This is a genomic window from Streptomyces sp. NBC_00353 (genome assembly GCF_036108815.1).
Classification (GTDB): Bacteria; Actinomycetota; Actinomycetes; order Streptomycetales; family Streptomycetaceae; genus Streptomyces.
In genome coordinates this window covers 6,219,979-6,234,902 of the sequence record NZ_CP107985.1, presented here as the reverse complement: position 1 = coordinate 6,234,902, position 14,924 = coordinate 6,219,979, and the positions used below count along the sequence as shown (strand labels likewise).

Genomic DNA, 14,924 nt, shown 5'->3' with positions numbered 1-14,924 from the left:
AGCAACCCGCAGCCGCTATCCAGCGTACCGATCAACATACTTAAGCGAACGAGTGAATCGCTCCCCGTCCATCTGCACGTACACCGGACGGCGCGAATCACTCGAACGGTTCACGTATCCCCTATTTCACAGGCGCTTCTTACGCGTTCACCGCCGCTCCACCCGGGAGTCCGGTTCCGGTCCCGCACGGGCGCAGGGACCGGAACCGGACTCCCGGATGGACTAACGGGGCTCGGGCTGCAGCATCCGGTCGACCACCCGCTGCGCCGCATGCCCGTCGTCGAGGTCGCAGAAGTCCCGCCGAAATGCCTCGTACGCCTGCGCGTGTCCCGCGGTGGCCCGGACCGGGTCCCGCAGCGCCTCGACGAGATCGGCGGAGTCGGGGATCAGGGGGCCGGGGGCGCGGTTCTCGAAGTCGAAACAGAAGCCACGCAGGGTGTCGCGGTAGTGAGCGAGGTCGTACGTGTGGAACAGCATCGGGCGGCCGGTCTGGGCGAAGTCGAACATCAGCGAGGAGTAGTCGGTGACCAGCGCATCGCTGATCAGCATCAGCTCGCCGACGTCCCCGTAGCGCGAGACGTCCCGCACGAAGCCGCTGCCGGTGTCCGGGAGCCGGTCGGCGACCAGATAGTGACGGCGCACCAGCAGCACGGTGTCGGAGGCGAGTTCGCGTTCGGCGGCGGCCAGGTCGAGCTGAAGGTCGAGGGCGTATCTGCCGCCGCCCTGCGGCCGGTCCTCACGCCATGTCGGCGCGTACAGCACGACCCGCTTGCCCGCGGGGATCCCCAGCCGCTCCCGTACCGCGGCGGCGACCTTGGTGCGGTCCGAGGCGTGGAAGAGGTCGTTGCGGGGATAGCCGCACTCCAGCATCTCCCCCCGGTACCCGAAGGATCGCCGCAGGACGGGGGTGGAGAAGCTGTTCGGGGAGACCAGGACGCTCCACTGGCTCGCGCGCTGTTCGATGGTGGCGATGTAGGCGGCATTGGCCTGGGCGGTGCCCGCGAGGTCGAGGCCGATGCGCTTGAGCGGGGTGCCGTGCCAGGTCTGGACGACAGTCTGGCCGTCGCGCCGTTCGAACCATTCGGGCAGCTGGGTGTTGGTCACGATGTGGCGGCTGCGGGCCAGCGCCTCGTGCCAGGCGGCGGAGCCGTGGACGACGGCGGTGGCGCCCGCGGGGATCCGGGCCTGCTGATCGCGTACGACCCACAGATGCTCGAACGCGGTGGTGCGGGCGGCCAGTTCCTCGTAGATCGCGCGCGGCGAGTCGGAGTACTGGCGCCCGTCGAAGCTGCTGTGCAGGACGGTGTCGCGCAGAGGGGCGGTGCGCTGTCCGGCGTACGCCTCGCGCAGCAGCCGCTTGGCGCGGGCACCGCGCTCCGCCGCGGTGAGCACGGACGCGGCGTTGACGAGCAGCTGGTCGTGGTAGCGCCGCTCGATGACGTAGGTGCGGCCCGCGAGCGTACGGGCGGCGGGAAGGGTGCGGTGGGCGGCGGCCGGGATGCGCAGCGGCATGTCGCCCGTGTCGTCGGCGGCGCCCTTCGGGCGGAGGAAGAAGTACCAGTGGCCCTCCCCCAGGGGCAGCGGCCCACCGGGCGCTTCGACGGCGTCGGGCCGCAGCTCGGCCCGGAACCGCCGGGCCTGCGCAGGCCCGGAGAACACCACCGGGAAGACGGCCTCCTCGTGGTGACCGCTGTGCCGGGCCACCAGCTCGACGGGGCGGCCGGGGTCGCCGGGGAAGGTGCCCTCCAGGAGCAGCAGCCCGTCCTCCGTCCAGCTCGCCAGCTCGCAGACGGGCTGCACGGGCCGGTCGCTGATCAGCAGGTTGCCCCGGGAACTGGCGGTGAGCGCGAGCTCACGCGGCTCGTCGCCGCCCCCTTCCGGTGCGGGCGAACCGATCGGGTAGCGGCCCTGCGGAACGGGCCCCGGCACGTCGATCGGTGTCCTGCGGCCGTCCGGTCCGACCAGGTGCAGGCTGTACGCGACGGTGGCCGTCTCTGTCGTCGGCCGCGCGTCGGTGACCGCTGCGAGCGGGATCGCAGCGGTGAAGCGCCGCCAGCCCGACGCCGACGGCACGGCGCCCTCGTGGACGGTCGCCGGGAAGTCGAGGGAGGTGCTGGAGGGACGATGGGTGAGACCGATCCGGAGCGGCCCCTTGCCGAGACGGTCCCGGATCATGCCACTGATCACCACGGTGGCGGTCCCGTCGCCCGCGTCGCCCGCCCGGTGCGTCTCGAACCGGGCGTCGATCCGCTCCGCGTGCACCACCAGCTTGCCGCCCTCCAAGGCGGGCACGATGCGGTGGTCGCCGTCCGGCCGGTGCACGGGCGGCGGCGCCGCGGCCACGTCGGTGGAGACGTCGGAGCGGCGCAGCATCCCGTGTCCGGCGATGCCGAGTTCGAGGCGCCAGGTGAGCCGTTCGGTGTCGCCGTCGGCGGAGATCCGGAGCCGGGCCGGGTCGATGACCGTCTCGAAGCCGGACCGGCCGTAGTCGTGCAGGCTCTGCCGGGAACGGACGGTGGCCTCCGGCTCATCGACCGTACGCAGCCGTAGCGGCACCACATGCCGGCGCCCGGCCCGCAGCCAGCCGGCCCGGAATTCGCTGTGCCACGAGTCGGCGGGCAGGTTGCGGATGTACGCGTACCCCTTGAGGTGCAGCTTGCCGCCCTGCCAGTGCGCCTCGCGCAGCCGGGCGGTGAGCGGCAGGTCCCGGTCGGCGACCCGCAGCACCGAGCGCGGTACCGGCCCGGTGAGGGCCGGGTACGAGGCGCTGCGGTGCCGCACGCCCCGTACGGCGAAGGCACCGGGTTCGGCCTTGTCGTGGGCGAGCAGCTCCAGCAGTTCGTCCGTGCGCCGTTCGCGTACGAGATGCCACATCAGTCGCAGCCGCAGCGGCAGCCTGTCGAGGACGGCCGGGTCGACCTGGTCGGTGAACTCGTTGGCGTACGTGAGGAAGGCGCGGCGGTACTCGTCGTCCCCGTCGGGCAGCGCCTCCATGAAGTACCAGAGGTCGTTGGCGAGGACATGCGCCTCGTAGTGGCGTTTGTCGGCGGCGCCGCGGTGCTGTTCGAGGAAGGTGGAGACGCCCAGTACGTGCGAGGCCCGGTCCCGGATACCGCGGACGACGGCGCGGCGGGTGGTGATCGAGCCGGCCCGGTCGCGCCAGTGGTAGACGGCGTCCTTGACGACGTCGACGGAGCGGGCCAGGAAGTGGGCGGGGAGGACGACGGGGATGTCCTCGTAGAGGGTGCCGACCGGGAAGGCGAAGGCGTGTTCGTCCCAGAAGGACCGGCGGAAGACCTTGTTGCAGGCGATCCGGTCGGCGGCGAGGTCCCAGTCGCGGGAGATGTGGGTGCGCAGCCGGGTGGTCGCCATGGGCTTGCGGAAGTTGGGCGACTGCTGGAGCTTGCCGGAGGCCCGCAGCCGGAGCACATTGCCGGATGCGATGTCCGATCCCGTCTCGTCGAGTGCGCCGACGAGGAGTTCGTACGCCCGGGGCGGCACGATGTCGTCGCTGTCCACGAAGGCGACATAGCCGCTGCCCGGGTCGCAGTTGCGGACACCGGTGTTGCGGGCGTGCCCGAGGCCGCCGTTCTTCTGGCTCACCAGCCGGAACCGGCTGTCCTGTTCGGCGAAGGCAGTGGCCAAGGCGGCGCTGTCGTCGGTGGACCCGTCGTCGACCATCACCACCTCCAGGTCGTCCATGGTCTGCTCCGCGAGGGACTTCAGGCAGTCCGTCAGATAGAGCTCCACGTTGTAGACGGGGACGACGACACTGAGCCGTGGCGGCATGTTGAGCACGTCCGTTCATCGGGGGCCTGGTTGTCCGTATGGCTCAACCGCGTGAACGGCCGGGGGTCACCGGTTACGGCCTCGAACGAGTGACATCACAAGCCGTTCAGGAACACCATGGCACCACGCGGTCGGCGGCGTGGCCGCCATGGTACGGACGGAGCCGCTCCCGGAACATGCCCCGGAGCCCGGCCGCCCGCTGTGACCTCCACTCCTCGGTCCGAAGACCCCCGGCAGCCCGCCCTCGGCGGCGGCGACAGCTCCGGGGGTGTCGCCGGGGCGGCCGGGCACCGGGCCGACGTGCGCGCCGCGCGAGACCCGGCAGGCGGACCGGGCCGGGGCGCAGCCGATGGTCGGGCGGTCAGTTCTTCTTGAGGGCGGCGACGGCCGACTCGGCCAGATCGTCCAGATAGCCCTTGGGCAGATCGCCGCGGACCACGGCGAGCCGCCAGTAGAGCGGGCCGACGATCAGGTCCAGGGCGCGGTCCGGGTCACTGTCCTCGGGCAGCTCACCGCGGGCGACGGCGTCCCGGACCACCACGGCGGCGATGCCCTGCTGCGGGTCCAGCAAGGCCGACTTGATCGTGTCGGAGATCTCCGGGTTGCGCGCCGCCTCGACCAGCAGATCCGGGATGACCTGCGAGGCGACGGGGTGGCGCAGCGCATAGGCGGCCAGCTGGAGCACGGCGCGGACGTCCCCGTACAGCGAACCGGTCGCCGGCGCCGGCATGCCCTGGACCGCGACGGCGGAGACCAGGTCGAGAACGAGGGCCAGCTTGGACTTCCAGCGGCGGTAGACGGCGGTCTTTCCGACGCCCGCGCGCCGGGCGATGCCCTCGATCGACATCCGGGCGAAGCCGACCGCCGCCAGCTCCTCGAAGACGGCGCTGCGGATGGCATCGGTGACGTCCTCGCGCAGCACAGCGGCTCCGGCGGGGACGCGGCGGCGGGTTCCCGGGTCGGTGGTCATGACCCGAATGATAGTCCGTAACGACGAAACGGTTGCGTTGCGACGTGATCACGTCCTACTCTCGGCGTTGCGACGATACGGTTCCGTTCCGGCGTTCGCGATGGTTCCTGTCCTCCCGTCGAAAGCGATCGTGGTGAGCCAGACAACAGCCCCGCCGACCACCCCGGCGGTGACCGACGCAGCCCCCACACCCCTCCTCCCGGTCTACGAGCCGGGTGAGCTCGCCGCGCTCGCGGCCCGGCACGAGCTGACCGTGAGCGGGGCCCGGCCGACACTCGGCGCGTACGTCCGGCAGCTGTGGGGCCGCCGGCACTTCATCACGGCGTTCGCCACCGCCAAACTCACCGCCCAGTACAGCCAGGCGAAGCTCGGCCAGATCTGGCAGATCATGACCCCGCTGCTCAACGCGACGGTCTACTACTTCATCTTCGGCATCCTGTTGAACACGAAGAAGAACGTCGAGGACTTCGTTCCGTTCCTCATCACGGGCGTGTTCATCTGGACCTTCACCGCCAGCTCGATCACCGCGGGCACCCGCGCGATCAGCGGGAACCTCGGCCTCGTCCGGGCGCTGCACTTCCCGCGCGCCTCACTGCCCGTCGCACTGGCGCTGCAGCAGCTCCAGCAGCTGCTGTTCTCCCTGGGTGCACTGGTCCTGATCCTGATCGGGTTCGGGCAGTTCCCCCGGCCGTCGTGGCTGCTGGCGATCCCGGCGCTGCTCCTGCAGACCGTCTTCAACACCGGCGTCTCGATGGTCGTGGCGCGGCTGGCCGCCCGGACCCCGGACATCGCGCAGCTGACGCCGTTCGTCCTGCGCACCTGGATGTACGCGTCGGGCGTCATGTTCAGCCTCGACGAAAAGCTGAAGGGGGACACAGTTCCGCACTTCGTGAAGGTGGCGCTGGAATGCAATCCGGCCGCCGTCTTCATCGACCTGATGCGGTTCGCACTCATCGACAGCTTCAGCGGGGCGCAGCTGCCCCCGCATGTGTGGGCCGTCGCCGCGGGCTGGGCGCTCGTGTGCGGGGTGGGCGGCTTCGTGTACTTCTGGAAGGCCGAGGAGCTGTACGGACGTGGCTGAGAACATGACTGGCGACAACGAGCGGGTACCGACCGTCGTCGTGGACGACGTCCACATCACCTACAAGGTCAACGGCGCGCGCACCGGAAAGGGCAGCGCCACCTCGGCCCTCAGCCGGATCGCTTCCCGGCGGCAGACCCCCGGCGTGCGCGAGGTGCATGCCGTGAAAGGCGTCAGCTTCGCCGCGTACAAGGGCGAGGCGATCGGCCTGATCGGTTCCAACGGATCGGGGAAGTCGACGCTGCTGAAGGCGATCGCCGGTCTGCTCCCGCCGTCGAAGGGCCGGGTGCACACCCAGGGACAGCCGTCGCTGCTCGGCGTGAACGCGGCGCTGATGAGCGATCTGACCGGCGAGCGGAACGTCATCCTCGGCGGGCTGGCGATGGGCATGACGCGCGACGAGATCCGCGAGCGCTACCAGGGGATCGTCGACTTCTCCGGCATCAACGAGAAGGGCGACTTCATCACACTGCCGATGCGTACGTACTCGTCGGGCATGGGGGCCAGGCTCCGGTTCTCCATCGCCGCCGCCAAGAGCCATGACGTTCTGCTGATCGACGAGGCACTGTCCACGGGCGACGCCAAGTTCCAGCGGCGCAGCAAGGAGCGGATCATCGAGCTGCGCAAGGAGGCGGGCACGGTGTTCCTGGTCAGCCACAGCAACAAGTCGATCACCGAAACCTGCGACCGGGCGCTGTGGCTGGAGGCGGGGACGCTGCGGATGGACGGTCCGGCGAAGGAAGTCGTCGCCGCGTACGAGAAGTTCACCACCAAGAAGTGAAGTCCGCCGCCGCGAACCAAGGGAGGGCTGCGCGGTCACCTCGCGGGCGTACTCCCCCACAGCCGCAGCGGCCCGCTCCCCCGGTTCGCCGCGCGCCGCCCCGGTAATCAACCCCGTCCGGCGATCGAGGACGGAGCGGCCGCCGGACGCACCGGCAGCCGCTCCCCTCTCAGACCACTACCCGTGCGTACGCAGCAACGTCCGCATGGTCCGCATGGCCACCGACAGGTTCGCCAGATCGAACGAGTCCGACCCCCGGATCTCCTCCAGCGTGGTGCGCGAACGCGTCAGGATCGCCGCGTTCTTGTCCTCCCAGGCCGCGAACCGTTCCTCCGGCGTCGACGTCCCGTTGCCCACACTCAGCACATCCCCGGTGAGCGCGGCATGCGCGGCGTACAGGTCCTCGCGGATGGAGGCGCGGGCCATGGACTGCCAGCGGTCGTTCCGCGGCAGTTCGATGATCCGGTCCATCAGCTGGGTGACGCCCAGCCGGTCGGCGAGGTCGTAGTAGACCTCGGCAACGGCAAGGGGGTCCTTGCCGATGCGCTCGGCGATCGCCACGATGTCGAGCGCCGGGAAGGCGGACGAGAATCCTGCGACACGCTGCGCCAGCTCGTCCGGGACGCCCGCCTCGGTCAGCTCGTCCAGGATCGACTGGTACCACTCCTGGTCGGCGCCCTTCAGCATCTTGGGCAGTTCGGCCCAGACCTGGTCGACACCGTCCTTGAAGAAGCCGATCGTCTCGGCGATCTCCAGCGGCTGCGGCCGGTTGCCGAGCAGCCAGCGCGATCCGCGCTCGACGAGCCGGCGCGAGTGCAGCCGGATCCGGGTCTGCACATCGGCGGCGACCTTGTTGTCGAGCGCCTCGACGGCGTCCCACACCTGGCCGAGGCCGAAGATCTCGCGGGCCGCGGTCTGGGCCCGCACGATCTCCTCGATCGACGCGCCGGTCTCTTCCCGCAGCCGGTGCAGGAAGGTCGAACCACCGGTGTTCACCGTGTCGTTGACCAGCACCGTGGTGATGATCTCGCGGCGCAGCGCGTGCCCGTCGACCGCCTCGGGGAACTGCGCGCGCAGCTGCGCGGGGAAGTAGGCGTACAGCAGCTTCTGCAGGTACGGGTCGTCCGGCAGGCTGGTCTTGATCAGCTCGTCGGACGTGGTGATCTTCGTGTAGGCGATCAGCACGGCGAGCTCGGGCTGGGTGAGCCCCTTGCCGCCGTTCAGCAGCTCGCGGATCTGCCGGTCGGTGGGCAGGAACTCCAGCGCCCGGTCGAGGTGTCCGTCGCGGCCGAGACGGCGCATGAAGCGCTGCTGGGCGTGGAGCAGGGAGGCGGACTGGGCGACGGAATTGGCGAGCGCGGTGTTCTGGGCGTAGTTGTTGCGCAGCACCAGACGCCCGATCTCGTCGGTCATCTCGGCAAGCAGCTTGTTGCGCTGCTTGACGGTCATGTCGCCGTCCCGCACCAGGCCGTTGAGCAGGATCTTGATGTTCACCTCGTGGTCGGAGGTGTCCACACCGGCGCTGTTGTCGATCGCGTCGGTGTTGATCCGGCCGCCGCCCCGGGCGAATTCGATCCGGCCGAGCTGGGTGGCGCCGAGGTTGCCGCCCTCGCCGACGACCTTGGCCCGCAGGTCCTCGCCGTTGACGCGGATCGCGTCGTTGGCCTTGTCGCCGACGTCCGCGTTCGACTCGGTGGACGACTTGATGTACGTGCCGATGCCGCCGTTCCACACCAGGTCGACACGGGCCTTGAGGATGGTCTTCATCAGGTCGGCAGGCGTCATCTTGGTGACACCCGACTCGATGCCGAGCGCCTCGCGGACGTGCGCGTTGACCGGGATCGACTTCGCGGTACGGGGGTGGATGCCGCCGCCCGCGGAGAGCAGCTCCTTGTTGTAGTCGGCCCAGGAGCTGCGCGGCAGGTCGAAGAGACGGCGCCGCTCGGCGTACGAGGTGGCGGCGTCCGGGGTCGGGTCGAGGAAGATGTGCCGGTGATCGAAGGCTGCGACGAGCCGGATGTGCTCGGAGAGCAGCATGCCGTTGCCGAACACGTCACCGGACATGTCGCCGACGCCGACGACCGTGAAGTCCTCGGTCTGGGTGTCGTGGCCGAGCTCGCGGAAGTGCCGCTTGACGGACTCCCAGGCGCCGCGGGCGGTGATGCCCATGCCCTTGTGGTCGTATCCGGCGGAGCCACCGGAGGCGAACGCGTCGCCGAGCCAGAAGCCGTAGGAGACGGCGACCTCGTTGGCGATGTCGGAGAAGCTCGCGGTGCCCTTGTCCGCGGCGACGACGAGATAGGTGTCGTCCTCGTCGTGTCGGACGACACCGACGGGCGGCACGACCTCGCCGGCCACCAGGTTGTCGGTGATGTCGAGCAGCGCCGAGATGAACGTCCGGTACGCGGCGATGCCCTCGGCCAGCCAGGCGTCGCGGTCGGCTGCCGGATCCGGCAGCTGCTTGGCGACGAATCCGCCCTTGGCGCCGACCGGCACGATGACCGTGTTCTTCACCATCTGTGCCTTGACCAGGCCGAGGATCTCCGTACGGAAGTCCTCCCGCCGGTCCGACCAGCGCAGCCCGCCCCGGGCGACCTTGCCGAAGCGCAGGTGGACGCCCTCCACGCGCGGCGAGTACACCCAGATCTCGAACGCCGGGCGGGGCGCCGGCAGGTCCGGGATGGCCTGCGGGTCGAACTTCATCGAGACGTAGGAGTGCGGCTTGCCGCTCTTCGCCTGCTGGAAGAAGTTGGTGCGCAGGGTGGCCTTGATGACGGTGAGGAAGGACCGCAGGATCCGGTCCTCGTCGAGCGAGGCGACCTGGTCGAGCGCCCCGTCGAGCTCTTCGAGGAGACCGTCGGTCAGCTCGGTGCCGGCGCTCTGACGGCCGGGCGACATCCGGGCCTCGAAGAGGGAGACCAGCAGACGGGTGGTGTGGACGTTGTTACGGAGGGTGTCCTCCATGTAGTCCTGGCTGAAGGTCGATCCGGCCTGCCGCATGTACTTCGCGTAGGCGCGCAGCACCATCGCCTGCCGCCAGTTCAGACCGGCGCCGAGCACCAGGGAGTTGAAGCCGTCGTTCTCGGCCTCACCGGTCCACACCGCGGCGAACGCGTCCTGGAAGCGGTCGCGGGCGTCGTCGGCGAGGTAGTTGCCACTGCCGTTGACCTGCGGCATCCGCAGACCGAAGTCGTAGATCCAGGCGTTCTTGCGGTCGGCGCAGCGCAGCTCGTACGGACGCTCGTCGACGACCTCGACACCGAGCCGCTGGAGCGCCGGGAGGACGGCGGAGAGGGAGACCTGCTCGCCGGTCCGGTAGATCTTGAAGCGGCGCTCGCCCGGGGCGGCGCCGACCGGCTCGTACAGGCTCAGCGCGAAGTCCTTCCCGTCGTGCTTGAGCGCTTCGAGGTGGACCAGGTCGGCGACGGCGGAGCGCGGCGAGTGGTCGGCCTTGTAGCCCTCGGGGAACGAGTGACCGTACTGCCGCAGCAGCTCGGCGGCACGCTCCTCGCCGCACTCGGCGTTCAGCGCCTCCTGGAAGCCGTCCGCCCAGGAGCGGGCGGCCTCGACGAGACGGGCCTCGATGCGGTCGGCCTCGATGTCGGTGAGGTCGGGCAGCTCGGTGCCGGGTGCGACACGGACGACGAAGTGCAGCCGGGACAGGATCGACTCGGTGTTCCAGGCGGTGAAGTCGACGCTGGTGCCGCCGAGCTCCTCCTTCAGGATGTCGATCAGCCGGAGCCGCACACCGGTGGTGTAGCGGTCGCGCGGCAGGTAGACGATCGCGGAGTAGTAGCGCCCGTACTCGTCCTGGCGCAGGTACAGCCGCAGCCGGCGCCGCTCCTGGAGGTAGAGCACGGAGGTGACGATGGAGCGCAGCTGGTCGACGGGCGTCTGGAAGAGCTCGTCGCGCGGGTACGTCTCCAGGATCTGCAGCAGGTCGCGGCCGTCGTGGCTGTTGGGCGAGAAGCCCGCGCCCTCCAGCACCTCGGCGACCTTGCGGCGGATGACGGGCACCCGGCGCACGGACTCGGTGTAGGCGGCGGACGAGAACAGTCCGAGGAAGCGGCGCTCACCGATGACGTTGCCGTCGGCGTCGAACTTCTTCACCCCGACGTAGTCGAGGTAGCTGGGGCGGTGCACGGTCGACCGGCTGTTCGCCTTGGTCAGGATGAGCAGCTTGCGCTCACGGGCCTTGGCGCGGGCGTCGGCGGGCAGCCGGTCGAAGGACGGGCTGACCGGGTGCGCCTCGTCCTCGCTGTGGTGCGGGTCGGAGCGCAGGATGCCGAGGCCGGTGCCGGGAACGGCAGCCAGTGCGTCGGTCTCCCTCAGCTCGTACTCGCGGTAGCCCAGGAAGGTGAAGTGGTCGGCGGCGAGCCAGCGCAGGAGCTCCCGCGCCTCGTTCACCTCTTCGTCGGCGAGGGCGTCGAGCGGCTCGCCGGGCAGTTCGTCGGCGATGCGCAGCGCGGCGTCACGCATCTTGTCCCAGTCCTCGACGGTCTCCCGTACGTCGGACAGCACCCGGAGCAGGTTCTCGGAGATCTGCTTGAGGTCGGAGCGGTCGGTCTCGCGGTCGATCTCGACGTGGATCCAGGACTCCACGACCGCGTCGTGCGGCAGCGCGGTCCTGGTGTCCTTGGTCCCGTCGGCGTTCTTGCGGACCTGCGGGGCCGCCGAGAGGCCGTTGCCCTCGGCGAGGACCTCGATGAGCTTGCCGGCGACATCACGGCGGACGACGATCTGCGGGTGGATCACGACATGGATGCCGCGGCCCTGCCGGGACAGCTCGTTGGTGACGGAGTCGACCAGGAAGGGCATGTCGTCCGTGACGACCTCGACGACGGAGTGGCTGGACATCCAGCCGTTCTCCTCGACGGTCGGGGTGTGCACCCGGACGTTCGCGGTGCCCTGCGGGCGGTTCTCCGCCAGCCGGTAGTGGGAGGAAGCCGCACCGAAGACATCGACCGGGTCGCGGCCCGCGATGTCCTCCGGAGCAGTGTGCAGGTAGTAGCGCTGGAGGTAGGAGAGCAGCACATCCTCGCCGGGACGCTCGCCCTGCCCGGCCCCGGTGCCCCCGGCCCCGGTGCCTGCAACCTGCACCCGGGTGGTACCGCCCGGGCCGCCGACACCACCGCCCGGGCCGTTGTCAGCTACCTTGGCGGCCCGTGCGAGCAGCTCGGCCTTGGCTTCGTCCAGCTTGGTCTGCATGTCCTCTGGCTCCTGTCGCGCGCCGTTGCGTGACGTAGGTGAAAAAGGCGACGTACCGCCACGACACGGGGTTTCCGGTCTGAGACGACGCTATGCCGCTATGAGAGATGCCCGGGACCTTATTGGCCATTTTTGGCAGTGGGTCCGGGCTGAAGGGATCAGTCATCGCCCGGGCACGTTGGCACTCCGGGCGCAGGCCGGGGGCTTCGCTGCCCCCGAGGCGTATCGCGCTGATCACGGGGTCCAGGCTATCTCGCCCGTACCCGGAACCGTCATGAGCCGTATGTGTACAAAAGATGGTCCCGAACTTTGACACTCTGGACAGCGCGCGACGGACAGATGCACGCTTATGGGAGACGTCCGCGCGAGGGGAGCCGCACCATGGCACCGAAGGTCCTGATCGTCACCGGCGACGCCGCCGAGTCCCTGGAGGTCCTCTACCCCTACCAGCGGCTGCGCGAGGAGGGGTACGACGTCCATATCGCGGCCCCCGCCCGCAAGACGCTCCGCTTCGTGATCCACGACTTCGAGCCCGGCTTCGACACGTACACCGAGAAGCCCGGCTACACCTGGCCGGCCGACCTGGCGTTCTCCGAGGTGGACGCCGGTGACTACGTCGCCGTGGTCATCCCCGGCGGACGCGCCCCCGAGTACCTGCGCAACGACGCCGAGCTCCGCAAGATCCTCAAGGCCTTCTTCGACACGGACAAGCCGGTGGCCCAGATCTGCCACGGCCCCCTGCTGACGGCGGCGATCGGCGAGCTGGGCGGCCGCCGCGTCACGGCCTACCCCGCGCTGGAACTCGACATGCAGGCGGCGGGCGCCAGCTTCGAGGACCACGAAGCGGTCGTCGACGGCACCCTGATCTCGTCCCGCGCCTGGCCGGACCACTCGGCCTGGATGCGCGAATTCCTGAAGGTCCTGCGCACCACGGCCCCGGCGTTCTAAGCCCTCTCTCGGATCATTCCGGGCCTTTTCGGGTCATCTCCGGCCCGGCGGTCCCGCCCCCTCAGCCGGCCATCTGCTCGGCGAGCGCCACAGCCTCGCCCAGGCTGTCCACCACCGGCACCCCGGCCTCCTCCAGGCTGCTCCGGCTGTGCGACCCCCCGGTGTAGAGCACCGCGCGTGCGCCGACATGCGCCGCGGCCACCGCGTCGTCCACCGCGTCACCGATCACCACCGTGCAATCGGGAGACACCCCGCCCAACGCGGCGAGGTGCCGCTCCATGTGCTGCGCCTTGCTGCCGCCGGACGGCCCGGTGCGGCCGTCGACCCGGGTGAAGTGCCGCTCGATTCCGTACCCCCGCACCACCGGAACCAGCTGCTCGTGGACGTACATGCTCAGCAGCGACTGACTACGGCCGGCCAGCTGCCACTGGGCGAGCAGCTCCTCGGCACCCGCGGTGAGACCGCAGACGACCCGCTGCTCCATGTAGTACCGGTGGAAGATCCCGTCCATCCGCTCCCACTCCGCCTCGGTGGGCAGCCGTCCCATCAGCCGCTCGTAGAAGCGCGGGATGGGGATGCAGTACATCTCGCGGTACTGCTCAAGCGTGATCGGCTCCAGGCCGACCTCGGCGAAAGCGGCGTTCGTCGCACCGATGACCGCTGCGTTGTCGTCGAGCAGTGTGCCGTTCCAGTCCCAGACCAGATGCATGCGGTGCTTCCCGTTCGTCCCCATGGAATGAAAATACCCGCCGGGTACGACAACGAGTCCGCGCCCTCGTCCGCGCGCTCGGCCTGCGCCCGTCAGCCGATCAGGTTGGGAATCTCCTGCACCCCGAACCAGAGCAGCTCATGGTCCTCCGCGCCGTCCACGACGAACTGCGCGTCGTCGTCGCCGAGGTCCGCGGCGCCGAGCACCGACGCGGCCGCCGCCACGTCCTTCTCCGCGTCGTCCGCGTCGACATGCACCGCGGCCGCCTTCGCCAGCGCCACCGCGGAAGCGATGCGCACCTCGCCGAGCGAGGAGGGGTCCAGGCTGTGGTCGGGGTCGGCGACGGCCTGCCCGTCCGGCACGTCGACGGCGACGACCACCCTCCTGCGCACCGCACCGGGGTCCCCGGCGATCAGGCGCAGCGAGGCGGCCGCGGCCCGGTTCAGTGCCGCGTACTCCAGCTCCTCGATGTCGTCGGAGACGTACCACTCACGCAGCGCGGGAGTCACCGCGTACGCGGTCAGCGGACCGGGGCCGATTTCGCCCGCCCGGTGCGCCGCTGCGAGACCGGAGAGGGTCAGGGGGACGTACACGCGCATGGCTGGCCGCTTTCGTAGTCGGAGACGCCCTCAGGATACGTGCGCGTCCCCCCCTTCGGGGTTACGAGTACGGGCCCCGACCCGTCCACCCGGCAACCGCCTGTCACCCTCTCCACGCCCTCCCAGAGCCTTGCGGCACCGGGTCCGCCACCCGGATAGGTGAACTTCACGCACCGCACCACGCAGCCCCTCGGCGCTTGCGGTCGTGTCCGCCGCCCCCGTAGAAGATCCACAGCAGAAGTTACCGCCCGGTATGAGCCGGGCTCGGATCACGGGGGCGATCAACGATGAGCGTGAACAGGACCCGGCCCGCCGGACGCCACGACCGGCGCAGGCCCGAGACGGTACCGCCGCAGCGCCGGACACCTCAGCGGATGCTGCGCCCGCACCACTGGTTCGCGGAGCGTCTCCTGGCGGTCCTCAGCGGCCAGCGCCCGGTGCACTGGATGCTGGGTCACACGATCGGCGAGGCGTACGACCAGCTCGCCGAACTGGCCCCGACCACCCCGCTGAGGGCCCGCGGCGCCCGCCCGGTGGTGCGCCAGTGCCACGGTGCGCAGCCCGCCCCGGGCGTGGTGGAGGCCTGCGCGAGCATCGCGGCGGGCGAACAGGTACGAGCAATGGCCTTCCGCCTGGAACAGGGCCCGGACCTCCGCTGGCGCTGCGCCGCAGTGGAACTCGGCACCCCCACCCCACCCACCAGATGAAACCCGTCCGCCGCCCCGGGCCCACCCGGCGATCGAGGACGAAGCGTCCACCGGGTGTCCCGGCGCCCCCCGTCCCGCCCCACACACGGCTGGGGCCGGACACCCCTCGGTGCCCGGCCCCAGCCGCCCTGC

At 70.2% G+C, this 14,924-nt stretch carries 9 protein-coding genes; 4 read left to right on the top strand and 5 right to left on the bottom strand.

The genetic code is table 11. From position 1 onward, the window contains the following. Nucleotides 1-222: 222 nt before the first annotated feature. Nucleotides 223-3,789, bottom strand: a complete 3,567-nt coding sequence (locus tag OHA88_RS28175; RefSeq protein WP_328627549.1) for a bifunctional glycosyltransferase/CDP-glycerol:glycerophosphate glycerophosphotransferase — start codon at nucleotides 3,787-3,789, stop codon at nucleotides 223-225. Between the two features lie 361 nt (nucleotides 3,790-4,150). Then, nucleotides 4,151-4,759, bottom strand: coding sequence for a TetR/AcrR family transcriptional regulator (locus OHA88_RS28170; RefSeq protein WP_030922875.1), 609 nt, complete (start codon nucleotides 4,757-4,759; stop codon nucleotides 4,151-4,153). A gap of 130 nt (nucleotides 4,760-4,889) precedes the next feature. On the opposite strand from OHA88_RS28170, the gene OHA88_RS28165 reads away from it, so the two are divergent. Together OHA88_RS28165 and OHA88_RS28160 are read left to right on the top strand one after the other, a co-directional pair. Further along, nucleotides 4,890-5,840 carry an ABC transporter permease gene (locus OHA88_RS28165; RefSeq protein WP_328627548.1) on the top strand — a complete coding sequence of 317 codons (951 nt, stop codon included), beginning with the start codon at nucleotides 4,890-4,892 and terminating at the stop codon, nucleotides 5,838-5,840. 4 nt (nucleotides 5,841-5,844) lie between these two features. After that, a complete protein-coding gene (locus OHA88_RS28160; protein WP_328629816.1) occupies nucleotides 5,845-6,621 on the top strand; it encodes an ABC transporter ATP-binding protein in 777 nt (258 codons plus the stop codon). A gap of 177 nt (nucleotides 6,622-6,798) precedes the next feature. Here OHA88_RS28160 and OHA88_RS28155 read toward each other — a convergent pair whose 3' ends face one another. Next, nucleotides 6,799-11,829, bottom strand: a complete 5,031-nt coding sequence (locus tag OHA88_RS28155; protein WP_328627547.1) for an NAD-glutamate dehydrogenase — start codon at nucleotides 11,827-11,829, stop codon at nucleotides 6,799-6,801. Nucleotides 11,830-12,210: 381 nt separating this feature from the next. Here OHA88_RS28155 and OHA88_RS28150 point away from each other — a divergent pair, with 381 nt between their 5' ends. Beyond that, nucleotides 12,211-12,777, top strand: coding sequence for a DJ-1/PfpI family protein (locus OHA88_RS28150; RefSeq protein WP_328627546.1), 567 nt, complete (start codon nucleotides 12,211-12,213; stop codon nucleotides 12,775-12,777). Nucleotides 12,778-12,838: 61 nt separating this feature from the next. On the opposite strand, the gene OHA88_RS28145 is transcribed toward OHA88_RS28150, so the two are convergent. Together OHA88_RS28145 and OHA88_RS28140 are read right to left on the bottom strand one after the other, a co-directional pair. Further along, nucleotides 12,839-13,510, bottom strand: a complete 672-nt coding sequence (locus tag OHA88_RS28145) for an HAD family hydrolase (protein WP_328627545.1) — start codon at nucleotides 13,508-13,510, stop codon at nucleotides 12,839-12,841. 68 nt (nucleotides 13,511-13,578) lie between these two features. Next, nucleotides 13,579-14,085 carry a DUF6912 family protein gene (locus OHA88_RS28140; RefSeq protein WP_030980233.1) on the bottom strand — a complete coding sequence of 169 codons (507 nt, stop codon included), beginning with the start codon at nucleotides 14,083-14,085 and terminating at the stop codon, nucleotides 13,579-13,581. A 287-nt stretch (nucleotides 14,086-14,372) separates the two neighbouring features. Here OHA88_RS28140 and OHA88_RS28135 point away from each other — a divergent pair, with 287 nt between their 5' ends. Continuing rightward, nucleotides 14,373-14,792 carry an Rv3235 family protein gene (locus OHA88_RS28135; protein ID WP_328627544.1) on the top strand — a complete coding sequence of 140 codons (420 nt, stop codon included), beginning with the start codon at nucleotides 14,373-14,375 and terminating at the stop codon, nucleotides 14,790-14,792. Nucleotides 14,793-14,924: the final 132 nt, after the last annotated feature.